The 24,882-nt window shown below is 38.9% G+C and carries 21 protein-coding genes; 15 read left to right on the top strand and 6 right to left on the bottom strand.

Annotated elements, in window-relative coordinates; translation table 11 throughout:
* The 10 genes from PT287_RS03750 (at position 1) to PT287_RS03795 (ending at position 10,119) form a co-directional block, all read left to right on the top strand.
* Positions 1–231, top strand: a complete 231-nt coding sequence (locus PT287_RS03750) for a YozE family protein (RefSeq protein WP_277132711.1) — start codon at positions 1–3, stop codon at positions 229–231.
* Between the two features lie 50 nt (positions 232–281).
* The gene (gene ylqF / locus PT287_RS03755) at positions 282–1,121 is read left to right on the top strand and encodes a ribosome biogenesis GTPase YlqF (protein ID WP_277132713.1); all 840 of its coding nucleotides are present in this window, start codon (positions 282–284) and stop codon (positions 1,119–1,121) included.
* Entirely contained in the window at positions 1,118–1,876 is a 759-nt protein-coding gene (locus PT287_RS03760; RefSeq protein WP_277132715.1) for a ribonuclease HII, read from the top strand. The genes ylqF and PT287_RS03760 overlap by 4 nt, the downstream gene beginning before the upstream one ends.
* A gap of 46 nt (positions 1,877–1,922) precedes the next feature.
* Complete coding sequence (gene dprA, locus PT287_RS03765; RefSeq protein WP_277132717.1) at positions 1,923–2,771, top strand: DNA-processing protein DprA; 849 nt, start codon at positions 1,923–1,925, stop codon at positions 2,769–2,771.
* 65 nt (positions 2,772–2,836) lie between these two features.
* The gene (gene topA / locus PT287_RS03770) at positions 2,837–4,948 is read left to right on the top strand and encodes a type I DNA topoisomerase (protein ID WP_277132718.1); all 2,112 of its coding nucleotides are present in this window, start codon (positions 2,837–2,839) and stop codon (positions 4,946–4,948) included.
* Positions 4,949–5,035: 87 nt separating this feature from the next.
* Positions 5,036–6,352, top strand: a complete 1,317-nt coding sequence (trmFO, locus tag PT287_RS03775; RefSeq protein ID WP_277132720.1) for a methylenetetrahydrofolate--tRNA-(uracil(54)-C(5))-methyltransferase (FADH(2)-oxidizing) TrmFO — start codon at positions 5,036–5,038, stop codon at positions 6,350–6,352.
* The gene (xerC, locus tag PT287_RS03780; protein WP_277132722.1) at positions 6,353–7,276 is read left to right on the top strand and encodes a tyrosine recombinase XerC; all 924 of its coding nucleotides are present in this window, start codon (positions 6,353–6,355) and stop codon (positions 7,274–7,276) included.
* The gene (hslV, locus tag PT287_RS03785) at positions 7,276–7,800 is read left to right on the top strand and encodes an HslU--HslV peptidase proteolytic subunit (RefSeq protein ID WP_277132724.1); all 525 of its coding nucleotides are present in this window, start codon (positions 7,276–7,278) and stop codon (positions 7,798–7,800) included. The genes xerC and hslV overlap by 1 nt, the downstream gene beginning before the upstream one ends.
* Before the next feature lie 15 nt (positions 7,801–7,815).
* Positions 7,816–9,219 (top strand): ATP-dependent protease ATPase subunit HslU, encoded by a 1,404-nt coding sequence (gene hslU / locus PT287_RS03790; RefSeq protein ID WP_277132725.1) that lies wholly within the window; start codon positions 7,816–7,818, stop codon positions 9,217–9,219.
* Positions 9,220–9,237: 18 nt separating this feature from the next.
* Entirely contained in the window at positions 9,238–10,119 is an 882-nt protein-coding gene (locus tag PT287_RS03795; protein ID WP_277132727.1) for an aldose 1-epimerase family protein, read from the top strand.
* A gap of 129 nt (positions 10,120–10,248) precedes the next feature.
* Here the strand turns inward: PT287_RS03795 and plsY are convergent, their stop codons facing one another.
* The gene (gene plsY / locus PT287_RS03800) at positions 10,249–10,884 is read right to left on the bottom strand and encodes a glycerol-3-phosphate 1-O-acyltransferase PlsY (RefSeq protein WP_277132729.1); all 636 of its coding nucleotides are present in this window, start codon (positions 10,882–10,884) and stop codon (positions 10,249–10,251) included.
* 96 nt (positions 10,885–10,980) lie between these two features.
* On the opposite strand from plsY, the gene parE reads away from it, so the two are divergent.
* The 4 genes from parE to PT287_RS03820 all read left to right on the top strand — a co-directional run bounded on the left by parE (position 10,981) and on the right by PT287_RS03820 (position 17,480).
* Entirely contained in the window at positions 10,981–12,939 is a 1,959-nt protein-coding gene (gene parE / locus PT287_RS03805; RefSeq protein ID WP_277132730.1) for a DNA topoisomerase IV subunit B, read from the top strand.
* A 15-nt stretch (positions 12,940–12,954) separates the two neighbouring features.
* Positions 12,955–15,408, top strand: a complete 2,454-nt coding sequence (parC, locus tag PT287_RS03810; RefSeq protein ID WP_277132731.1) for a DNA topoisomerase IV subunit A — start codon at positions 12,955–12,957, stop codon at positions 15,406–15,408.
* 145 nt (positions 15,409–15,553) lie between these two features.
* Positions 15,554–16,489: a LysR family transcriptional regulator gene (locus PT287_RS03815; protein ID WP_277132733.1), complete on the top strand. Its 936-nt coding sequence runs from the start codon at positions 15,554–15,556 to the stop codon at positions 16,487–16,489.
* A gap of 61 nt (positions 16,490–16,550) precedes the next feature.
* On the top strand, positions 16,551–17,480 hold the full coding sequence (locus tag PT287_RS03820) for a manganese-dependent inorganic pyrophosphatase (protein WP_277132735.1): 930 nt from the start codon (positions 16,551–16,553) through the stop codon (positions 17,478–17,480).
* 66 nt (positions 17,481–17,546) lie between these two features.
* Here the strand turns inward: PT287_RS03820 and PT287_RS03825 are convergent, their stop codons facing one another.
* The gene (locus PT287_RS03825) at positions 17,547–17,906 is read right to left on the bottom strand and encodes a helix-turn-helix transcriptional regulator (protein WP_277132737.1); all 360 of its coding nucleotides are present in this window, start codon (positions 17,904–17,906) and stop codon (positions 17,547–17,549) included.
* A gap of 1,236 nt (positions 17,907–19,142) precedes the next feature.
* On the opposite strand from PT287_RS03825, the gene xerS reads away from it, so the two are divergent.
* The gene (gene xerS, locus PT287_RS03830; RefSeq protein ID WP_277132738.1) at positions 19,143–20,210 is read left to right on the top strand and encodes a tyrosine recombinase XerS; all 1,068 of its coding nucleotides are present in this window, start codon (positions 19,143–19,145) and stop codon (positions 20,208–20,210) included.
* A 230-nt stretch (positions 20,211–20,440) separates the two neighbouring features.
* On the opposite strand, the gene PT287_RS03835 is transcribed toward xerS, so the two are convergent.
* The 4 genes from PT287_RS03835 to PT287_RS03850 form a co-directional block, all read right to left on the bottom strand.
* Complete coding sequence (locus tag PT287_RS03835; RefSeq protein ID WP_277132740.1) at positions 20,441–22,417, bottom strand: S9 family peptidase; 1,977 nt, start codon at positions 22,415–22,417, stop codon at positions 20,441–20,443.
* Between the two features lie 153 nt (positions 22,418–22,570).
* Positions 22,571–23,194, bottom strand: coding sequence for an NUDIX hydrolase N-terminal domain-containing protein (locus PT287_RS03840; RefSeq protein WP_277132742.1), 624 nt, complete (start codon positions 23,192–23,194; stop codon positions 22,571–22,573).
* A gap of 49 nt (positions 23,195–23,243) precedes the next feature.
* Positions 23,244–24,122, bottom strand: a complete 879-nt coding sequence (locus PT287_RS03845; protein WP_277132744.1) for a DegV family protein — start codon at positions 24,120–24,122, stop codon at positions 23,244–23,246.
* A gap of 78 nt (positions 24,123–24,200) precedes the next feature.
* Positions 24,201–24,614, bottom strand: coding sequence for a MarR family transcriptional regulator (locus PT287_RS03850; RefSeq protein WP_277132746.1), 414 nt, complete (start codon positions 24,612–24,614; stop codon positions 24,201–24,203).
* Positions 24,615–24,882: the final 268 nt, after the last annotated feature.

The raw sequence follows: 24,882 nt of genomic DNA on the forward strand, positions 1-24,882 counted from the left end.
ATGGCTTATCGAGAAAGTTTTTATCGTTATTTGATGACGCAGCGTGACAGTGACTCAAATGATGAAGTCGCACAGTTTGCAAATAATGCTCAGAATGATCAAACTTTTCCTAAGCAGGAACAAAATTACGAAAAGCTATCTGATTACCTAGAACTAAATGCGGGTTATTTACCTAGTATGAGTATTTTTGATCAGGCTTATGAGATGTATCAGGAAAAGATGGCGTATTAAGCAAGCTCCTCATTATTTGGGGCTTTTTTAGTGTTAAAGAGGACAAAAAAATGGCGACAATTCAGTGGTATCCGGGACATATGAACAAGGCGCGCAACCAGCTTGAAGACAAGATGGGCTTAATTGATGTTTTAGTTGAAGTTTTAGATGCGCGCATCCCGCAATCATCAAGAAATCCGATGATTGAGGAGTTAGTAGGCAATAAACCACACCTAATCATTTTGAATAAGGCGGATTTGGCAGACCCAGTGCTAACTAAGATTTGGCAAAAGAAGCTTACGCAAAAGGGTAAATTCGTCATGGCGATGGACTCACTGCACAATACCAATATGCAAGTGCTGGTCCGAATGATTAAAAAAGCCGCGGCTGATAAAGTTGCTAAATTCGAGGCCAAGGGTGCTTCTAATCCAGTGATTAGAATTGCCCTTGCTGGCATCCCTAACTGTGGTAAGTCAACGATTATTAACCGTTTAGTAGGCCGAAATGTGGCTGCTGTTGGGAATAAGCCGGGGGTAACCAAAGGTCAGACTTGGCTTAAGACGCAAAGTAATATTCAAATTTTGGATACACCGGGAATTTTATGGCCTAAATTTGACGATCAAGAAGTCGGTTATAAATTAGCTGCTTTTGGCGCAATTAAGGACAGCATTTTTCACGCTGATGATGTGGCGCTGTTTTTACTAAAGAATTTACGCAAATATTATTTGGCTGATTTAGCTAAATTTGCCCGAACAACTAAAGATCAAATTACGCAAATTAACGACACTGACTTATTGCTAGCAATGACTGAGATTTACGGGATGCGGGACGACTATGACCGCTTCTCGTTATACTTACTGCAGCGTTTGCGTAAGGGTAAGGTCGGTAGAATTACGCTGGACCGCCCATGACAATTAAAGAAATAAAACAGCTGCCTTTAGATAAAGTTAGTGAAGCAGAATTAGCTACTCTAAAGGCCGATCCGCGCGCGGGTGTTCAAAAGTTATTGGCAAGTTACTATCGCCGCCAGGAAAAGCTAGCGCAAAAACAGGCTGCTTTTTTAACCAGAATGCAATATGAGCAGCAATTTTGGGCTAAGGGGCAAATTGTGGCTGGTGTAGACGAAGTTGGTCGCGGACCACTAGCCGGGCCGGTAGTCACGGCCGCAGTAATTATTGATGCCAATTTTGATTTGCTTGATGTGAACGACTCTAAGAAGCTAAGTCCGCAAAAGCGGCAGGAATTATACCCGAAGATTTTGCAAGAAGCAGTTAGTGTTGCTGTGGGCGTTAAAAGCGCGCAAGTAATCGATGAAATTAATATTTATGAGGCGGACCGTTTAGCGATGGCGCAGGCTGTTACGGCGCTTGATTGCAAGCCTGATGCATTATTAGTCGATGCAATGAATGTTCCTGTTGATTTGCCGCAAGTGCGCTTAATTAAGGGTGATGCCAAGTCAAATTCGATTGCGGCAGCCTCGATTGTAGCGAAGGTCTTTCGTGATCGTTTGATGACTGATTACGGCAAAATTTACCCACAATATCAATTTGCGCATAATGCCGGTTACGGTACTAGTGCCCATCTTGCTGCTTTAGAAAAATACGGGCCGACACCAATTCACCGCAAAACCTTTGCACCAGTTAGTGACTTTTTTAAAACAAAATAGAATATATCCTCCTTTTTTACGTATTTGTAATTAGGAGGCTTTTTTAATGGAAAAAACAAATTTTTTGTTACGCCTGAAATTACAAAAGGGACTTGGTTATGTCAAGATGCTGCAGGTTGCCAGTCAACTGAACGATGAACAAGTCACTGTACAAACAATCAAACAAATGACACTACCTGCAACTGTTAAAGAAGCTAGCTTGGCGGCCTTTAAGCTCGAAAAATTCGGCAAGGTAATTAAGCGAATTAAAAAGCAGTGCCAAGTAATTAGCTTCTTTGATGACAATTATCCCGAGCAATTGCGGCAGATATATCAGCCGCCCCTAATTTTGTTTGCGCGCGGCGATATTACTTTATTACAAAAAAGAATTGTGACAATTGTTGGCTCGCGGCAGGCAACGGCATATAGTCAGCGAGTTTTAGCGCAACTTGTACCAAATTTAGTTAATAATCATGTGGTAATTGCCAGCGGCTTGGCTAAAGGCGTCGATGTCTTGGCGCATCAAGCCACTTTGCAAAATCATGGTAAGACAATTGCTGTTGTCGGCAACGGATTAAATCACTATTATCCAATGATTAACCACCAGGTTCAGGAGCAAATCATGCAAAAGGGACTGATTTTAAGTGAATATTTACCAGATACACCGCCACGCCCTTTTCGTTTTCCTGAGCGCAATCGTATTCTAGCAGGACTTGCGGAAAGTGTTGTGGTAACGGAAGCTAAAGAAAAGTCGGGCTCCTTAATCACAGCTAACTTGGCACTGCAGGAAAATCGCAATGTCTATGCTGTCCCCGGACCGATTACTAGTCCATTATCAGTGGGACCAAATAAGTTGATTGCAGTGGGAGCTAACCCGATAACAGATTTTAAATTAAATGAAAGATTTGACAACTAGCCATTAAATATTCTATTCTCAGAATAGTATTTTTAAAAATTAGAATTTTAATGAGGAGGCATTTGATGCCTACTAAGTCAAAGCCAAAAAAACGTAAAAAAACATTAGTAATTGTAGAATCGCCAGCAAAAGCCAAGACGATTGAAAAATATTTGGGCCGTAATTATCGGGTAATTGCTTCTAAGGGGCATATTCGCGATCTGCCAAAATCACAAATGGGAATTGATTTTGATAATAATTACAAACCGAAATATATTTCAATTCGGGGTAAAGGCGATACGATTAAGGAATTAAAGTCGGAAGCAAAAAAAGCCAAAGATGTTTATCTGGCATCTGACCCCGACCGTGAAGGAGAAGCAATTGCTTGGCATGTAGCTCATGCGTTAAATCTTGATGATACGGCTAAAAACCGAGTAACCTTCAATGAGGTTACTAAAGATGCAGTTAAGGAAAGCTTCAAGCATCCCCGTGCAATTGATATGGACACGGTTAATGCCCAGCAGGCACGGCGTATTTTAGACCGGATTGTTGGTTATTCACTTTCACCAATTTTATGGGATAAGGTTAAAAAAGGCTTGAGTGCTGGTCGTGTTCAATCTGTTGCCTTAAAACTGGTAATTGACCGGGAAAAGGAAATCAAGAATTTCAAGCCGGAAGAATACTGGACAATTGATGCCGAATTTAAAAAGGATCGCAAAGCATTCAAATCACAATTTTGGGGTGTTGATGGCAAAAAGAAGGAACTACCAAATAACGATGCCGTTAAGGAAGTTTTAGCTAAAATTGATAAGAAAAGGGCGTTTGCTGTCAGCAAAGTTGTTGCTCGTGAGCGTCGCCGGCAACCAGCTGCGCCATTTACGACTTCCACAATGCAACAGGAAGCAAATAAACGCCTCAATTACCGTACTCGGCGGACAATGAGTATTGCCCAACAGCTTTATGAAGGAATTAGCCTTGGTAAATCGGGAACAGTTGGTTTAATTACTTATATGAGAACCGACTCTAAGCGGACGTCGCCGATTGCTCAAGTTGAAGCATCCAAGTTTTTAAATGAAAAATATGGTAAAGAGTATGCAGCTAAGGGTCAGCGGCACTTTAAGAATGCTCAAGATGCTCAGGATGCCCATGAGGCAATTAGACCGACTAGCATTTACCGGACACCGGAATCACTTAAGTCAGTTTTAACGACGGAGCAATATCGATTGTATAAGCTGATCTGGTCCAGGTTTTTAGCTAGTGAAATGACGCCGGCTGTGTATGACACAGTTAGAGCTGATATTGAGCAAAATGGTGTTATTTTTAGAACAACCGGCTCGAAAATGAAGTTTGCCGGATTTACTAAGGTTTACGATAATCAACAGGAAAAGAATACCGAATTACCAGATTTAAATGAAGGTGACCAAGTTAAATTAACTAAGTCGGATAACAAACAGCACTTTACTTTGCCGCCGGCAAGATATACCGAAGCTAGTCTAGTACATTCACTTGAAGAAAACGGTGTTGGTCGTCCTTCGACCTATGCTCCAACTATTGATACTATTCAGCGTCGTTATTACGTCAAACTCGAGGGTAAGGCGATTGTACCGACGGAGTTAGGTGAAATCGTTGATAACTTAATTGAAAAGTTCTTCCCTGATATTGTTAACGTTGACTTTACCGCCCAATTAGAAAATGATCTCGACAGCGTTGAGGAAGGCAAGAAAAATTGGGTCAAGGTCATTGACGAATATTATCATCCCTTCAAAAAGGAGCTCGATAAGGCGGATGCCGACATTAAAAAGGTCCAGATTAAGGATGAACCTGCTGGTTTTAATTGTGACATCTGCGGTGCACCAATGGTCATTAAAATGGGACGCTATGGTAAGTTTTATGCTTGCTCACGCTTCCCTGATTGTCGTAACACTAAGGCAATTGTCAAGAAGATTGGTGTGACCTGCCCTAAATGTGGCAAGGGAGATGTTGTTGAAAAGAAATCCAAGCGTAACCGTAAGTTCTTTGGCTGCTCGCGTTATCCAGAATGCGACTTTGTCTCATGGGATAAACCGATTGGTCGTAACTGCCCTAATGATGGCCACTTCTTGGTTGAAAAGAAAAACAAAAAGGGTTTAGTTGTTCTGTGTCCTAACGGTGATTATAAAGAGGAGCCTAAGGATGAAGGCGTTGTAAAAGAAAGTTAAATTTAAGTTAATATCATCAAGTCAGGTATGGTTTGATGATATTCTTGTATTTAGAAAAAATATTTTTTAGAAAAGGAATATCTTAAGATGCCTAAAAATGTAATAGTAGTTGGTGGAGGGCTTGCCGGCAGTGAGGCAACATGGCAGTTAGCCAAGCGTGGAATCCAGGTTGACTTATATGAGATGCGTCCCACGAAGTTAACGCCAGCGCACAAGACTGGTAATTTTGCCGAGTTAGTCTGCACCAACTCAATGCGGTCCAACCAATTGTCCAACGCCGTTGGCCTATTGAAAGAAGAAATGCGACAATTAGATTCGCTTATTTTAGAGGCAGCTGATAAAACCCAGGTTCCAGCTGGTGGTGCTTTAGCCGTTGATCGGGATAAATTTAGTGAGTATGTTACCCAAAAGCTCCACTCATTACCTAATGTGACCTTTCATGATAAAGAAATCACGACGATTCCGCAAGATGGAATTACAGTAATTGCTACTGGTCCGTTAACTAGTGATACCTTGGCTGACAAAATCCAACAGTTCTCTGGAACAGATAGTCTGCACTTCTTTGATGCAGCGGCACCAATTGTGGCGGCCGATTCGATTGATCAGGAGATCGTTTACAAAAAGTCACGCTATGACCGCGGTGAGGCAGCTTATTTAAACTGTCCAATGACTAAAGAGGAATACGATCGCTTTGCCCAAGAACTAGTCAATGCCGAAACAGCTGAAATGCACGGCTTTGAAAACAGCGACGTTTTTGAAGGCTGTATGCCAATTGAGGTAATGGCCGCACGGGGAAGTAAAACAATGCTGTTTGGTCCCCTGAAGCCAGTTGGTTTGGAAGATCCGCACACGGGTAAGACGCCATATGCTGTAGTTCAATTAAGACAGGATAATGCGGCTGCCTCAATGTACAACATTGTCGGCTTCCAAACGCATTTAAAGTATGGTGAACAAAAGCGGGTCTTTTCAATGATTCCAGGTTTAGCCAATGCTCGCTTTGTTCGCTATGGTAAAATGCACCGTAATACCTACATGGCTTCACCAGAAGTTTTAACTGCTAGTTACGAAGCTAAAAAGCAACCTGGTTTGTTCTTTGCTGGACAAATGACTGGCGTTGAAGGTTATGTGGAAAGTGCCGGCAGTGGTTTAGTTGCTGGAATTAATGCGGCTAGAAGAGCGCTGGCAGAAGAGCCGGTTGTTTTCCCGAAAGTGACAGCTCTTGGCTCGATGGCTAATTATGTAACTACCACTAGTGCTAAACACTTCCAGCCGATGAATGCTAGTTTTGCTCTAATTCCGGGGCTTGAAGGTAAAAAGGTGCGGAATAAGCGTGAGCGCCACGAAAAAATTAGTGAACGTGGTTTAGCAAGCTTAGCTAAATTTAAAGAGGAAGTCTTGGGTTAAATGACAACGCAAGATCAAGAATTGCAAAGCTTTATTTCTTATTTGCAAAATGAGCGGCATTATAGTTCAAAGACGATCCAGTCTTACCAAACTGATTTGCTTGAGGCAAAGGCATTTTGGCAGGCTAATGGTGGGTTTGTGTCCTGGCAAAAGATTACTGAACGTGATATTGAGATTTTTTTACAAAATCTTGCAGACCGTAAATTAGCTAGAACGACACAGGCTCGTAAGATGTCCAGTTTGCGGTCATTTTATCGATTTTTAACACGGCGGAAGGTAGTTAAAACTAATCCGACGCAAACAATTGTACTCCGCAAAAAGACGCGCAAATTGCCCCAATTTTTCTATGCACCGGAAATGAAGCAGGTCTTTGCGACATTGACGGCTAGTGATCCACTAACGGTGCGTAACCTTGCGATGTTTGAGTTGTTTTATACAACTGGGATGCGGGTTAGTGAAGTTAGTGGGTTAAAATTGTCGCAGCTAGACTTGGATTTAAAAGTTATTTTAGTTCACGGTAAAGGCAATAAGGACCGTTATGTCGCTTTTGATGAGCAAACTGAAAAAGCATTAAAGCAATATCTAACCGACTCGCGGCCGCAACTTCTTGGTCAGCAAACTGACCCACAAACAGTCTTTTTAAATAATCAAGGTAAGCCAATCACATCGCGTGGAATTGAATATGTGATGCAAAAAGTATTTAATAAGGCTGGGGTCAGCGGCAAGGTGCATCCCCATGAGCTGCGCCATTCATTTGCGACAGCAATGCTTAACAACGGTGCTGATCTGCGCAGTGTGCAGGAATTACTGGGGCATGCAAACTTGTCGACAACGCAAATTTATACCCACGTTACAATGAGCCACTTACAGGCTAATTACGAGCAATTTTTCACTCGTAATAATCAGAAAGATGAGGCAAAATAATGACAACAATTTGTTCAGTAAAATTTAATGGTAAAACAGCAATTGCTGGTGACGGTCAAGTTACTTTAGGCGAAAAGGTAATTGCCAAAGCAACAGCTAAAAAGATCCGGCGGATCTATCATGACCGCGTTGTGATCGGTTTTGCCGGCGGCGTTGCGGATGCAGTTAGCTTGCAGGATATGCTGGAAGGTAAACTGGAAGCCTTTGGCGGCGACTTGCGTCGTGCTGCCGTTGAAATGGCTCAATCATGGCGCAAAGATCCTACTCTGCAAAAGCTAGAAGCAATGCTGATTGCATTTGATGAAAAGGATTTGTTGCTGATTTCTGGAAATGGTGAAGTTCTGGAACCAGACGAAAATGTTGTTGCAATTGGTTCTGGTGGTAACTTTGCTCAGGCTGCCGCAATTGCTTTGACAAGACATTCAACAGGGATGTCGGCTGAAGAGATTGCTCATGAAGCAGTGGAAATTGCTTCAGGAATTGATATTTTTACTGATAATCAAATTATCACGGACGAACTCTAATTAGGAGAAAAATTCATGGAAACAAAAACGCCAAAACAAATTGTTAATTTGCTAAATGAGTACATTATTGGGCAAGATGAGGCAAAAAAGGCAGTGGCGATTGCTCTTTATAACCGCTATCGCCGCATGCAATTGCCAAAGAAAATGCAGGAAGACATCACGCCTAAGAACTTATTGATGGCAGGTCCTACCGGTGTTGGTAAGACGGAAATTGCTCGGCGGCTTGCTGCAATTGTTCAGGCTCCATTTGTTAAAGTCGAGGCAACTAAGTTTACCGAGGTTGGTTATGTCGGCCGCGATGTTGAGTCAATGGTGCGAGATTTAGTTAATGAAGCTGTCCGCATGGAAGAAAAGGATCAATTTGATCGCGTGCGTGCTCAAGCGGCTAAGGAAGCTAATAAGACTTTGGTGCGGTTATTGGTTCCTGGGATTAAGCACGAAAAGCGCCAAAATCAGATGCAGGAAATGCAAGATATGATGTCAATGTTGATGGGCGGTAGTCAAACTGATAAGCAACCTACTGACCAAGAAGAAGTCACAGATGACATTCGCAATCAACGGTTAACGGTCTCCGAGCAGCTGAATAAGGGCTTGTTAGAAAACCGGGAAGTGACGATTGAAGTCGAGCAGGCACCAAAGGTTAACCCAATGGGTGACATGATGGGCCAAATGGGACTTGACATGAGCTCAATGCTGAGTGACCTCGTTCCTAAGAAAAAAGTTAAGCGAACTTTACCGGTCAAAGATGCGCGCGAAGTCTTAATTCAAGAAGAATCGCACAAGCTGATTGATTATGATACCCTTTACCAAAAGGCAATTGAGCGCACAACAAACAACGGAATTATTTTTATTGATGAAATTGACAAAATTACCTCGGGTAATAAGAAAAACTCCGGTGAGGTTTCTCGTGAAGGTGTGCAACGTGATATTTTGCCAATCGTCGAAGGTTCGACGGTGCAGACCAAATACGGCCCAGTTTCAACCGACCACATTTTGTTTATTGCTGCAGGAGCATTTGCAGAAACTAAGCCGAGTGATCTAATTCCTGAATTACAAGGACGTTTCCCAATTAGAGTTGAGCTAAATGCCCTGTCTAAAGATGACTTCGTTAAAATTTTAAAAGATCCAGCAGATTCGCTCTTAGAGCAATATGTTGCCTTGTTGCATGCAGATAGTGTTAAATTAATCTTTACACAAGAAGCCATTGATCGCATTGCGCAAATTGCCTATGATGTTAACCAGGGAACAGACAATATCGGGGCAAGAAGATTGGCAACTATCCTTGAAAAATTACTAGAAGATGTGTTGTATGAAGGCCCAGACATGGAAATGGGTGAAATTACCGTGACCGAAGCATATGTTAATGAAAAACTTAGTGATATAATAACAAATAAAGATTTGACTAAGTTTATTCTTTAACAAGGGATGATGAGTAAGATGGACTACATTATCAAAAATACAATTTTACAGGTTGTTATTTCAAGCAAAGGTGCCGAATTGCAAAGCATTAAGAGCCAGCACAATGATTATGAATATCTTTGGCAGGCAGACCCCAATGTGTGGGGACGTCATGCACCAGTGTTGTTTCCAATTGTTGGTCGGCTTAAAAATGATGAGTACACTTATCAGGGTGAGACTTATCACATGACGCAACATGGCTTTGCTCGTGATATGGAATTTATTGTTGAGCAGCAGACCGCTGAGAGTATTACCTTTTTGCTAAAAGATACCCTAGAAACAAGGAAGATTTATCCGTTTAAGTTTGAATTGCGGGTCAATTACAATTTGTTGAATAATTTGCTTGAAGAAAACTTCAGTGTGACGAATAAGTCCGCTGGTGAAATGATTTTTGGTATCGGTGGTCATCCAGGATTTAATATTCCAACAACTAATTCGATTAGTAAGGAAGATTACTACTTTAGTACGAAGCCTTCGGTTGCTAGAGTGCAAATTCCATTAAAGGGTTCATATCTTGACTGGGATAATCGCTCACTTGCTTCTACCAATAGTCTGATTACATTAAGCGATCATTTATTTAAGAATGATGCCCTGATTTTTCAAATGAGAGGGCACGATAATAAGGTATCCCTTAAGACAGAGACGAGTGCTTTTCATGTTAATGTTTGGTTGCGGGATGCACCATTTGTTGGTGTTTGGTCACAGTATCCGCAAACAGCCGATTATGTATGTATTGAGCCCTGGTGGGGGATTGCTGACAGAAGTGATACTAATGGTAAGCTGGAAGACAAATACGGAATGAACCATTTAGCTCATGATGCTACTTTTACAGCTGGTTTTGGCATGGCTTTTCATGATTAAAATTAAGCAAAAAAGGAGACACGTTAGTGTCTCTTTTTAATTATAATTAATACTTGCGAACAATTGTTCGAATAGCTATAATATAAAAGCCAGTAAACTAAGGTTTAACTGGCTGTATTTATTTCTAGTTTATAATTTGTGGTGGCGTTTCTTATACCAATAAAGTAGCCCAAAGGGAATAATATTCTCTTTATGGTGCTCAAGGCGCTTAATGTTATCTCGATGTCTTGTAAAAAGAATAATGAGCATAACGCCCGCGATTACGGTTAAGAAAATATCGTGAAAGAAAAACGTCGCGATAAAAATTGCGGTAATCGAAATTAGGCTTGATAGGCTAACATACGATGTAATAAAGACTAATGGTAGGAAGATTACCGCGCAAACGCCAAAGAATTGGAGATTGTACCCCAAGAATACACCGGCACTAGTCGCAACTGCCTTGCCTCCCTTAAATTTAAGGAAGATTGAAAAGGTATGTCCTAAAACGGCTAGCCCGCCACAAATTAATAAGACATACTTAGGTGTCCCCAGATGCAAGAGCCGCGGCAAACAAGTTGCAAGCGTCCCCTTAAGGACATCAACGACGAGCACGAAGCTGCCGGCAAGTGGTCCCAGAACCCGAAATGAGTTGGTGGTACCGATGTTTCCCGAGCCATAATTACGGATGTCTTCATGGAAAAATAGTTTGCCAATGATTACCCCCGTCGGGAAGGATCCAATTAAGTATGCTAGAATAAATACCAGTAATAATTTCAAATTTATCATTTAAATCCCGCTCTCTTAGTATCTTAAAGCTATTTTAGCAAAGATTAAGCAAGATGCGGTGACTTTTTAGATGATTTAATAACTGGAGGAGTTTATTTGGCTAAAACAAATAAAAAAACAAATTCTTACGATGACTCGTCAATTCAGATTCTTCACGGTTTAGAAGCGGTTCGTAAGCGGCCTGGGATGTATATTGGGTCAACTGATATTCATGGCTTGAATCAATTGGTTTATGAAATTGTCGATAATTCAGTTGATGAAGCGATGGCTGGTTATGGTAAAGAAATTGACGTGGCCATTCATCAAGATAATAGTGTGACTGTGCGTGATTTTGGTCGGGGAATGCCGACGGGGATGCACAAGTCAGGAAAACCAACGATTGAAGTTATCCTGACTGTTTTGCATGCCGGCGGTAAGTTTACCGAACAAAACTATAAGACATCAGGTGGTCTGCACGGTGTTGGGTCTTCAGTTGTCAACGCTCTGTCCAGTTATCTGAAAGTTAGAGTTGTGCGTGACGGCAAAGCTTATGAGGAAGAATTTGCTAACGGCGGTCATCCAGTAGGCACTTTAAAGTCGCTGGGTAAAACCAAGGAAAAAGACGGCACAACCATTACTTTTAAGCCAGATGAGACCATCTTTTCAACTACTAAGTATAAATACGAAACTATCCAAGAACGGATTCGTGAGTCTGCCTTTTTGCTAAAGGGCGTGCGTTTTATCTTAACTGATGAACGTGAGCCAGAGCATCATGATGACTTCAAGTATGATGATGGGATTAAGTCCTTTGTGTCCTATTTGAATGAGGGCAAAGATACTCTGAATGATGTATTTTATTTTGAAGGCAAACAGGACGGGATGGAAGTTGAGTTTAGCGGTCAATACAGCGATAGCTATTCAGAAAACTTAGTTTCATTTGTTAATAATGTCCGAACCTCTGATGGTGGTACTCATGAAGTTGGTGCCCGCAGTGGTTTCACTCGTGCCTTTAACGATTATGCCAAAAAGCAAGGCTTGCTTGGTAAAAAAGATAAAAATATTGATGGCTCAGATTACCGTGAAGGTCTCAGTGCTGTTCTTTCAGTCAAAATTCCGGAAGAATTACTTGAGTTTGAAGGTCAGACTAAGGGTAAATTAGGAACACCTCAGGCTCGTTCAGTAGTTGATACGCTCGTTTATGAGCAGATGTCGTACTATTTAATGGAAAACGGTGAGTTAGCCCAAGACCTTGTTAAAAAGGCTCAACGGGCAAGAGACGCCCGTGAAGCAGCTAAAAAAGCGCGTAACGAGAGCCGCAATGGTAAAAAACGCCGCAAGAAAGAAGTATTGTCCGGTAAATTAACCCCAGCTCAGTCACGTAACCCTAAAAAGAATGAGTTATTTTTGGTCGAAGGTGATTCTGCCGGTGGTTCTGCTAAACAGGGTCGAGACCGCAAATTTCAGGCAATTTTGCCGCTGCGGGGCAAGGTTTTAAACACCCAAAAGGCTAAATTACAAGACATCTTTAAAAATGAAGAAATCAACACCATGATTTATACCATTGGTGCTGGTGTTGGTGCCGAATTCAAGGCCGAGGATTCTAATTACGATAAAGTCATTATTATGACGGACGCCGATGATGATGGTGCGCATATTCAAATTTTGCTGCTGACATTTTTCTACCGGTACATGCGACCGATGATTGAACAGGGCAAGGTCTATATTGCTCTGCCACCTCTTTATCGCCTGCAAAAAGGACGCGGTAAAAAGGCACAGGTTAAGTATTCTTGGACTGATGAGGAATTAGCAACCGACGAGAAAAATATGGGTCGCGGCTATGCTTTACAAAGATTCAAAGGTTTAGGTGAAATGAACGCCGAGCAATTGTGGCAAACAACCATGAATCCGGAATCTAGAATGCTAATTCGGGTGAAGATTGATGATGCGGCTCTTGCTGAACGCCGAGTTACGACTTTGATGGGTGATAAGGTTGCTGCTAGACGGAAATGGATTGAACAGAACGTTAAGTTTAGAATGGGCGAAAACGCGTCAATCTTAGAAGAAGAAAATGAGTAAAGAGGTTTTTAATTAATGGCGATAAAAGAACGAATTCGTGAAATGCCGCTTGAGCAGGTCATGGGTGAACGATTTGGACGATATTCCAAATACATCATTCAGGAACGGGCTCTGCCGGATATTCGTGATGGCTTAAAACCGGTACAAAGAAGAATCCTTTACGCAATGTATCAGGATAACAATACGTACGATAAGCCGTTTAAAAAGGCAGCCAAAGCTGTCGGAAATATCATGGGTAATTTTCACCCCCACGGCGACAGTTCCATTTATGGTGCACTTGTTCACTTATCACAAGACTGGAAAATGCGTGAGCCGTTAGTTGAAATGCATGGTAACAATGGTTCAATGGACGGTGATGGCCCAGCTGCCATGCGTTACACAGAATCGCGGCTGAACAAGATTTCTAACATGCTCTTGCAGGACATTGATAAAGAGACCGTCAACATGGTGCTTAATTTTGATGATACGGAATATGAGCCGACGGTTTTGCCGGCAAGATTTCCTAACCTGCTAGTGAACGGCTCAACGGGGATTTCATCGGGATATGCCACAGATATTCCGCCGCACAACCTGTCAGAAGTGATTGATGCCACGATATATTTGTTAAAGCATCCAGATGCTACTCTAGATGACTTAATGAAGTATGTTCAGGGGCCTGATTTTCCTACTGGTGCAATTGTCATGGGCCAAAAGGGATTACGTGAAGCTTATGAGACTGGACGCGGCCGTATTCAGGTACGAGCTAAGACCTCAATTCAAGAAATCCGTGGTCACCGGCAAGAAATTGTAATTACCGAAATTCCATTTGCCGTCAATAAGGCTTTGATGGTTAAGAAGATGGATGAAATTCGTCTTAACAAGGAAATTGACGGGATTGCGGAAGTTCGTGATGAGACAGACCGTCATGGTTTATCAATTGTTGTTGAGCTTAAAAAGGACGCTGACGCACAAAATATTTTGAACTATCTGTTCAAGAACACTGAGCTACAGGTTTCTTATAACTTTAACATGGTTGCAATTGATAATATGACGCCCGTTCAAGTTGGCTTAAAGCACATTTTGGCTTCTTACCTTGACCATGAAAAGGACGTTGTTGTCAAACGAACCAAGTTTGATTTAAATAAGGCACAAAACCGTTTAGAAATCATTCAAGGCTTAATTCATGCAATGGACATCCTGGATCAAGTGATTAAGGTTATTCGGGCATCCAAGAATAAGGCTGATGCTAAGAAAAATCTGACTGCTGAATTTGACTTTACGCCAAGACAGGCAGAAGCTATTGTATCCTTGCAGCTGTATCGTTTAACCAATACCGATGTTGATGCTTTAATTGCGGAACAAACTGACTTAAACAAAAAAGTTGAGCAGTATCAGCAATTGTTATCTGACAAGAAAGTTTTAGAAAAAGAAATTATTCGTGAATTATCAGCTGTTAAACGGGAATTTGGTAATCCGCGGCGAACAGAAATTTCTACTGCTACTGCCAAAATTCAAATTGATGAAAAAGCATTAGTTGCTGATGAACAAGTTCGGGTTTTAATTAGTCATGATGGCTATTTAAAGCGCTCGTCCTTACGTTCATGGCAATCAAGTGATGATGCGGAAAACGGTTTACCTGATGGTGATGACGTTGTCTTTGAGAAGACAATTTCAACCTTAGCTAACATGTATCTGTTTACTAATCGTGGGAATGTCATTTATCGGCCGGTTCACGAGCTAGTTGAAACAAAATGGAAAGAAACTGGGCAGCATCTGTCGCAAGAAATTGGCTTACCAAGTGAAGAACAGATAATTCGCGTCTTTGCGTTTGACAAATTGGACAAGAATGTTAACTTCCTGCTAGCTACCAATGATGGCTATATCAAGCAACTGGAATTGGCTAATTTACAACCGACTAGAACATATCGTTCAAGAGCAATGGCTGCTATGAAGATGAAGTCACAGGAAAGTCAAGTGGTCCGCGTTGATGTTGTTCAACCTGATACAAAGGCAGAAATCGTCTTATTCACGCATGATGCTTATGCTGTTCGCTATGACGTAAGTGAAATACCGACGTCTGGAGCTAAAGCTGTCGGGGTTAAATCAGTTAATTTGAAGGATGATGATTTTATCGTGTCTTACATCTTAGTTGATCCTGAATATCTTGACTTAATTAAAGTTGGTTTGATTACACAGCGAGGTGCCTTTAAGCAATTTAAAGCTAAACTGATTAACAAGGTTTCGCGTGCTAAACGAGGCGTGCTTGTTTTACGTGAGTTAAAGACAAAGCCACATCGAATTTCAGCATTAGTATCTTACGGTCAAAATCATACTTTAATAATTGTTTCTAGCAGTAAAAGAAAAGTAACGTTGCAAACTAATGATTATCCATTGGGAGATCGTTACTCAAACGGATCGTTTGTAATTGATACAGTAAGCGATGGTCAGCCTGTTGACCTAATTTTGGGACAACCATTAAGCTATAAATAGTTGAAAGACTTACAATTTATAAATAAAAATTGTAAAAATCGTTTATAAATTTGTAAAATATTTTGAATTTTACTTTGACATGAGCGTGATTTTATTTGATAATACATGTAAATATATTCTTACTAAGATAGAGGAAGTTTTTTACATGCCTAAAACAGATACAATACTTTCAACAAAGTCATTACATTATTTTTTACAACTAATTGATACGATGAATTATACACAGGCTGCCCAAATTTTGGGAATTACACAGCCAGCGCTGACGCAGCAAATTAAAAAGATTGAGCATGCGATTGGAACACCGCTGTTTGGTCAAATGGGGAAGAAGCTCTATTTAACTGAAGCTGGTAAAGAACTCCAGACAGGTGCCATTAAGCTATTAAATACAATTAATTCGGTTGTAAGCGGCATTCAAGAGTTTACTCAAGCTGATAAAGGTCAAATTTCAATTGGTATTTTGGATAGCATTAATTCAGAAGTATTGCGGAAATTCTTGGTTGGCTTCAACCAAAAGAATCCTGATATTGTTCTTAATGTGACTTACTATGATCGCAAAAATTTGTGGTACAACTTAGACAATAACTTAATTGATATGGCGGTTATGTTCTGGCCTGATAGTACTAAGAAGAGTCAAGCTGAATTGCAGAATCAGTATGAGCATACAACGGTTTATGAAGATCAATTAACGGTCTTAACGCATAAGGATACAGTTGACGCAGGAAAGTCATATCCAATTTCTCGCTTTGCCCATCGTGAATGGGTTGCTTATCCAGATGGTTTTTACTTAACGCAATTAATGAAGAAAAAGCTGAGTAACAAGACTAATATCAAGGATTGTTTAACTGTTCCAATCAGCTTGTCATCAACAGAGCAATTAATTAAGACTGCTCAAGAAACTGATTACGACACATTTATCAGTGAGGCATATTACCAAGCTCACAAAGATGAGATTAAGTTGACACCAATTCATTTAAAAGAAGTTGAATCATTTACTGTTTCGCTAGTTTATCGTAAAGGTAAAAAGGCTGTTCCTCGGATCAATAATATTTTGACTGAATTCAAAAATTTCTTGGATAAATAGCGTCTATTAGCTAAAATAGAATAGAACGATAAATTTTATAAAAGAAGAAAGAGGAAGATTAATGGAAAAAGAGTTAGTTTTTGGTCACCAAAATCCTGATACTGATGCAATTGGGACTGCGATAGCTTACTCATACTTGCAAAACAAGTTGGGGTTTAACACTGAAGCTGTAGCGCTTGGTGAACCTAATGATGAAACTGCCTATGCTTTAAAGAAGTTTGGCTTTAAAGCACCACGGGTAATTAAAACTGCTGCTAACGAGGTTGATAAGGTAATGCTGGTTGACCACAATGAGCCGCAACAGAGTGTTTCTGACATTGATCAGGTGACAGTAACCCACGTTGTTGACCACCACCGGATTATGAATTTTGATACTAGTGCACCGTTGTTTTATTTAGCAGAGCCTGTTGGTTGTACAAGTACAATTATGTGGAAATTGTACAAGCACTTTGGTGTTGAAATTCCACAAAACATCGCCGGAATTATGTTGTCAGCAATTATTTCCGATACTTTGTTGCTCAAGTCACCAACTACTACTGATGACGACCGCGAAGCTGTTGAGGCTTTAGCTAAAGTAGCTGATGTTGATTACAAGACTTATGGTCTTGATGAATTAAAGGCTGGTACTAACATTGCTTCTAAGTCAGAAGAAGACTTAATTGATTTAGATGCCAAGAGCTTTGCTCTTAACGGCAAGAATGTTCGGGTTGCTCAAATCAACGTTGTTGATTTGTCAGAAGCAATGGAACGCAAAGATGCTTTCTTAAAGGCGATGCAGGCAGCATCAGATGCTAATAGCTACGACATGTTCATGCTGTTAATTACCAATGTCCTTGATTCTGATTCAACTGCTCTTGTAATTGGCTCAGATGAAGCTCAAGCAGCTTTTGAAAAGGCTTTTGGTAAGGTTACAGATTCAGAAATCAGCTTACCGGGAGTTGTTTCGCGTAAGAAACAAGTTGTTCCACCGTTGACTGAGGCTTTTAACTAAAATTGAATAACAAAAAAGACGAAGTAGGGAATTAATCCTACTTCGTCTTTTTTTGATTTTTAAAAATTAATCTTTATTAATTTCTTTGGCTAAGATAATGAAAGACTTGCATACGCGTTCAGCCTTTTCAGGAGCCATTTTTCTTAATTCGTTAAGAACTTTCTTAATGAAAACCGGAGTATTATCTTGATGATTTTCAACCTTAACTTCTTTGAAGCGGTAAGCATTCATGATAATATCAGGTGTTGTTGTATTTAAAGCTCTGGCAATTGAATCAAGCTTTTGAATACTAATGTTTTGGTTCTTAGTACGTTCAAGACGTGAGATAAAGTTAACTGACAAATCGCTTAATTCGGCGAGATCCTCCTGTGTCAGTTTTTGTTCACGTCGTCGACGACATATTTCTTTTCCTAAATTTATACTCATGGAATAAATCAACCCTTTCAAAAAATAATAAAAATAATAAGTATAATCTTTAATTTCAGGTAATCAATTTGAAATTAAAAATTATTTTTAAAAACCCCAGATAGTATTGTAGGACATTTTGCTAAAAATTTAAATAAAAATGCACCTAGAAAAATTCAACTTAAAATAAAAAAGGGAAAAAGTGGCAAATATTATCTTAAATGGCGTAATTGCCTGTCACATGGGAAAGGTTAGACAAGAAGATTAAAGTATAGTTAATTATTAAATGCCATGTATTTAATTTTTGTCTAGTAATCGCTTAAATTTTATAATTTTTAAAATATAGAATCCTTAAATGACGTTCAAATTAAATAATTACTTGGTTTAAGTAAGCAATTATTAATTTTAAGCTGGTGAATTTAGCGTGTCAGCAACTATTCTTGCCAAATTTATCTAGTAAAATCAACGATTAGAGGAATATAAAAGAGTAAGTTAAAAAATCATTCTAAATATTGCTTCGTATAATATATATTATGTAAAGTTATTTAAAAATAATTATTACTCAGAAGAGCCATCACTGACTAGCTTTAAATTATGATTTATTGTAAATGATTAGATCATGCAACAGTATTTGATAAAAATTCAATTTGAGTTCTTGCAAAATTTATTTAACTGCTGAGATTGCAATTCTACGGTCAAATAAAATTATTTTGGTTGACGCTTAATTACCTGTTAATTCAGTTAGTTTGAATTTGCTAGTTATTATTAATAATTAAATTGCGAAGTAGTAATGACTGAATTATTTATACAAGCTTCGAATATAACATAATATAACATATAGAAGAAATTAGTAATTAATTTCATTATTGGTTATTGTCAGTAAGTATTTAGTTTTTTAAGCTGCTATCATTAAAACTATAATTTTAATGATAGATATAAACAGCTGCGTAAAAGTGTTTTTAGTTAATTGGTTGCACTAACTGAATTTATTTAATTACTTATAGATAATTTTTAAAATTCATAAAAATATCTATAAAGACTGAATTTATTTTTAACAAAAGCTATTTGCTACAACTTATTTTCATTAGCAAGAATAAGAGTTAGAGCCTTAGGATATTGATTTTTGTAAAACTCCTCAAGCCTCCTAGTCTCCCTCCTCTACTCGTTTATAGTACTTTTATAATCAAAAATTCGAACATACATTCTACTTTTGCTTTATAATTATTAATGACAGTAACTATCAAGGAGAACATATTTGTGGAAACCAAAAAGTATTTAGACTTAATTGAAACCGAACTAAAAGGTATGCCGGATTTTGTCAAGGAGTACAATTTCGGCACCAACCATTCGTTAACAACTACTTACCAATATTTAACAGAAATTCGGCGCTTTTTTGACTGGCTGCGTCAAGAAGGCATTTCTCAAGCAACGGATAACAAGGATATTGACGTTACTACTCTAGCAAATTTACGACGCAATGATATTATGCTGTACATTAATTATTTAGGCCACGTCAAAAATCAGCAAGGACATTTAAATTCACCGACAACGATTAATCGATCAATTAATGCCTTGCGTTCCCTATTTAAGTTTTTGACGATCACTGCTGACAATAATGACGGTCAGCCTTATTTTGAGCGTAACGTGATGCTCAAAATCGACTCACTTAACAATACAAAGACGTTAAATTACCGTGCACATATCCTAGAGTCACATATGTACATTGGAAAATTAAAATATCAGTTTCTTGATTTTATTGAAAATGAGTACGAGCAGCACTGCAATAAGCAGGCATTGCCAAGTTTTAAAATAAATAAAGAACGTGATATGGCAATTATTGCCTTGATTTTGGGAACTGGAATTCGAGTTTCTGAATGTGCCGGTGTTAACTTGGCAGACTTAAATTTAAAAAAGGCTACACTTGATGTAACTCGTAAAGGTGGCCAGCGCGACAGTGTGCCGATTGCTGAATGGACTTTGGATTATATTATTGAATATCAAAAAGTTAGACGTGAACGTTATTCTGCCACTAAGAAAGAAACGGCGTTTTTCCTAACTCGGTGGCATCAGCAGACAAAAAGAATGACAACTAATGCGATTGAAAAAATGGTTAACAAATATTCTGCTAGCTTTGGTCATCCACTGACGCCACATAAGTTGCGCCATACACTTGCTTCTGAGCTCTATGGCGTGACTAAGGACCAAGTGCTTGTAGCACAGCAGCTTGGGCAAAAAGGCACCTCAGCGACTGATTTATATACGCATGTCGATCAAAAGAAACAGCGTGACGCATTAAACGAAATTTCTGAAACAGAAAATAAATAAAATAGACAAAAAAGTGTCTGGAAAAAACTCTAATTTTGAAAAAATTAGGTTATATAAGTAGCCGTTAAAATCGAATGATATTGCTAATATCTTTAAGTTTTTGTAACTTTCAAGAGCATAATATGAACAAAACATTATATAAAAAAGGGAATGTTAGCTTTTTTAATTCTAACATTCCCTTTTGTGCTGAGTTTTTTCCAAAACTCTTTTGATATAAAACTACGATATTTTTATTGATGTTTATCGAACCATTCTTTAATATCATACATTCTGTGTATTCTAAGAGATGGTAAGCCATTACGTGATACACCGTGGAATGATTGCGGATAACGAATCATGTCGGTTTCTCCTCCTGCCAGCTTGACAGCAGTAAAGAACTCCTCACTTTGTGATATTGGACAGCGCATATCCCATTCACCGTGGAGTAACCTAATTGGTGTTATTACGTTTTGGGCATAAGCTAATGGTGACATTCGCCAATATTTTTGGCGGGCTTCATCATCGCTGAATAAGTCTGCTTGTAATTCTTGACGGTCGAACCAATAACCGATATCTGAAGTGCCATGCATACTGATCCAGTCACTGACGCAGCGCTGGGCAACTGCTGCTTTAAATCGTTTGGTGTGTCCTACAGCCCAAGTTGTCATGAAACCACCGTAAGAACCTCCAGCGATGTATTGATGGTTCTTATCCAATTCAGGGAAATGCTCCAAGGCATAATCTAAACCAGCTAAGACATCAGAAAAATCATTCTCGCCATAATGGCCGTCAACATCATTACAAAATTTTTGACCATATGTGGTTGAGCCACGTGGGTTAACGTAAACTATTCCGTAGCCCCAACTAGCTAAAACTTGAAATTCATGGAAAAAGGCTTCACCATAGGCTGCATGTGGACCACCGTGAACGTACATCAATACTGGTGAATGTTTAGGCTTGTTTGCTGCAGGTAAGTACCAGCCTTCCAATTCCTGTGTTTTATCTTTAGACAGATAAGTGAATTTTTGCGCCTTAAGATAACTATGTGTTTGTTCGAAGTCATGATTAGGATTATACAACTCGGTCACAATTTTAGTTTCAATGTCAAAAAGCAATAATTCGCTTGGCAATGCCTGTTTTGAAACTGTCAGAAGCAATTTTTGTGGGCTAGCTACACAAAAGTCAGTGATGTCTTCAGCTTCATCACGAATTAGTTGCACAGTATCCCAATTACCCATGTACAATTGACTATGACCATGATGTAAGGCAGTAAAAATATACTGTTTATTATCTAACCAAACTACACTGTTACTGCATAAATTTTGGGTAAAGTCTGCAGTTAGAGCCGCTTCGTATCCTACATCAACGTCGAGCAACTGCTGAGTTAAATTAGTTAATTGCTTAGTTTCTAAGGAATACAGCCACAGATCGTTGATGGTTTGCCCTGGATAATTGTTATCATTACCAACCAATGCTAAAGTCTTGCCGTCCGGTGAAAATGCTGCGGCAGAAAAACTCCCTTGAGCAACATCAGTAGTAATCAATTGAGTTTTGCCTGTCTTTTCGTTATAAAGATACACTGCCTTGGTGTAATCAATATCGGTATCAAGTTCAGGCTGGCGCCCTCTGATATAAGCAATATCAGTTCCTGCCTTAGCGACCGCTGCTAATTCAAAATCATCTTTCGTTGTAAATAAAACCGTTTCTTCTTGCATTAGTTTATCTATCTTAATCAGTGAAAATTCGGCATCATTTTCAAACCAGCCATAACCATCTAAACGGCCATTAAGCTTGGTTACATGTCTAACTTCTGGAAATTTTTCCGTTTTGAATTTCGGCTGTTCCTGAGTTTTCTTAGTCTTCACATACAAAGCTTGCGCATCATTTGAAACAACTAATTCTTGAACTGAAGTGTCTTCACTATCAGTTAACAAGAAAGGCTGTGCGCTGCCGCCATCAATTGGCATCCTGTAAAGCTGCATCTTTTTGCCGTCTTCTTGATGAAGATAATAGAGAAAATCTCCCAATACTCGCGGACTACTGTTTAACCCTTTCTGACACCAAACACGATAGTTTTTGTCTTGATCGAGGCTAACCAAATTGGCTAGATAACTGTTACTATCTTTTCTAATAAAATTTTCAGTAAAGAAGATGTTATTAGCGTAAAATCGTACTTGAGAAACTGATCTCAACTGATAAAGGTCTTCTGGTGCGATGTTCTTCGTCATAAAGATTCACTCCTTTGATTAATTAAATTAAATATTATTTCATTATTTATTAATTTAATTAATCTTACTATTCTGACCTTTTTTGTCAATTCTTTTTTAACTAATAAAACACACAATTGACAGTAATTTTTCGCCAATCATGTGTTTAAAATTTTATTCAAAAGTTGTCTGCCAGTTAGAGTCGTAATATGCATCAAAGCATGTCTTGATTTCAGTTTCACTGTTTCGTTCAGCTGATAATTCAGGTAGGTCTTCAAGACTGAAATAGCGACAGTCGGTTGTTTCCGTGTTTTTGACAAACTCGCCGCCAACTTCACGGCATAGGAAGAAAACATCAATGACATTAATTGCTCGCTCGCCGCGAATTGTATGTATGTGATTGCGAATCGTAATTACTCGTTCGGCAACTACATCACGCCCTGACTCCTCTTTGGCTTCTTTAAGGCAATTCTCTTTGACGGACACATTAGGTTCGCACCAACCACCGGGCATTGACCAAGCACCATCAGTGGTTTCTCGCACTAGTAAAATTTGATCATCTTTAAAAATCGCTGCACGAGTTCCCAATTTAGGCGTCTGGTACCCGTCATCACTGCTGAATAGTGACTTAACTTGCTTGAGTGGCAAACCGGTTTTAGCTGCCATCATTTCGGTAGCAATAGCCCTAATTCGCTCGTAGCGCTCTAAGTCAAATTTATCGTGACCATACTCCAAGCCGTCTTGAGCTAAGCTTTGTAATTCAATTGCCCAATCAGCAAACTGATCTTTTTTATCCATATTTTCTCCTTTAAACATTACAGAAAAAAGCAGCTATGATAGCTGCTAATTATTTTGTTAAATCAATTTTGTCAATGTCAATCATCCAGCCAATGGCAAGTGATTTTTCACCTAAGTGAGTTGCAATGCCGGGACTAAATCTGGTGATTGAAATCGTCTTATCTGGGAATTCTTTTAATAAAAATTCGTTTGCCTCTTTAACCTGGCTTTCATCATTTGAATCAATAATGAATAACTTGATTTTATCCTTGTATGGCAATTGGTTGATTTTTTCAACCACCAAACTTTCCATTTTGATAAAAGCTCGTTTCATTGAACGAATTTTGTCAAAGGCAACAATTTCGCCGTCTCTAAAGGTTAATAGTGGCTTAATATTAAGCATCGAGCCAATAAAAGCACCGGCATTACTTAAACGGCCACCACGACTTAAGTTTTTCAGGTCGTTAACGACAAAAACTTCGTCAATTGTTGCTCTGATCCTTTCTAAGTGATCAAGGATAGTCGTTAAATCTAAGCCATTTTTGATCATTTTTGCAGCAGCCAAGACCAAATTCCCCTGCAAGCGCACAGTCATCTTGGTATCAACTGGATGAAGATTGTACGCTGGATGACTTTGAGCGATATTACACAAATTTTGATAGAAACTTGAAATGCCGCTAGAAAGTGTAATCGCAATAATTGCTTCATATCCTTCGTTATGTAGCTTGTCCAAGAGGCTAATCATACTGCCCATACTTGGCTGTGAGGTTTTAGGAAAATCGGCACCCTCCCGCTGCAATTTAAAAAGCTTGTCGGAAGTAATATTGACATCTTCTAAATATTCTTCATTACCAATAATAATTGGAATTGGCACAATAATAATATTATTGTCTTCGGCTTCTTGTTTAGTTATAACGCTAGTACTATCGGTAACTAATGCAATTTTCATTTAATTAACCTTTCGCTTATTAATATGTGATACAAGAGAAATTATAGCATAAAAATAGGCGGGCATTCTACTATCTATCTAAAGAGACTTTACTGTTTCTAATTTAGTAGCCAATTGATTAATTGTAGTGCTTAACTGCGCAAGATCGTTTGGTGAAAAATCCTTAAAGAGTACTTCTTCGATTTGCTTTAAAGTAGCTTTTAACTCGGTAACTTTTTGAGTACCAGCCTCATTTAAGACAACTGACTTACTGGAATTACTTTCAGAACGAGTGATTTCAACTAAAGCCAAAGTCTTTTTCTGCTGTAATTGTCTGCTCAATGTTGATAAAGAGATATTGAGGTTTTCTGCTAAACTTCCCATTTTTAGAGGTTGATTACCATTTTTATCGAAGTATAGTAAAATTCTTGTTTGCGATAAATTTAACCCACATTTACGACTGATTTCATTTTTTATTTGCGCGGCAATTGTGCTAAAACATAAAATATCCATTCAACTAACCCTTTTCCTCTAACTAACTAAAAGATAAAATTATTTCCCATACTATAAATTTTCACAATTAAAATTATGTAAATCATTGATGAATTAGCACTTATTAGATTAATTAAAGTGTGAAACAATCATACTTAGTGTGCAAATAATTTTATTGTGAAACAATTTGATATTAATTTTAACTTATAAAGAATAAATACCGATATTCATTAATATATATTACCAGTATAGCATCTTTTTGCAATAATTTGTTTAGCTAACATTAAAT

The organism is Lactobacillus sp. ESL0679 (genome assembly GCF_029433515.1).
Taxonomy (GTDB): Bacteria; Bacillota; Bacilli; order Lactobacillales; family Lactobacillaceae; genus Lactobacillus.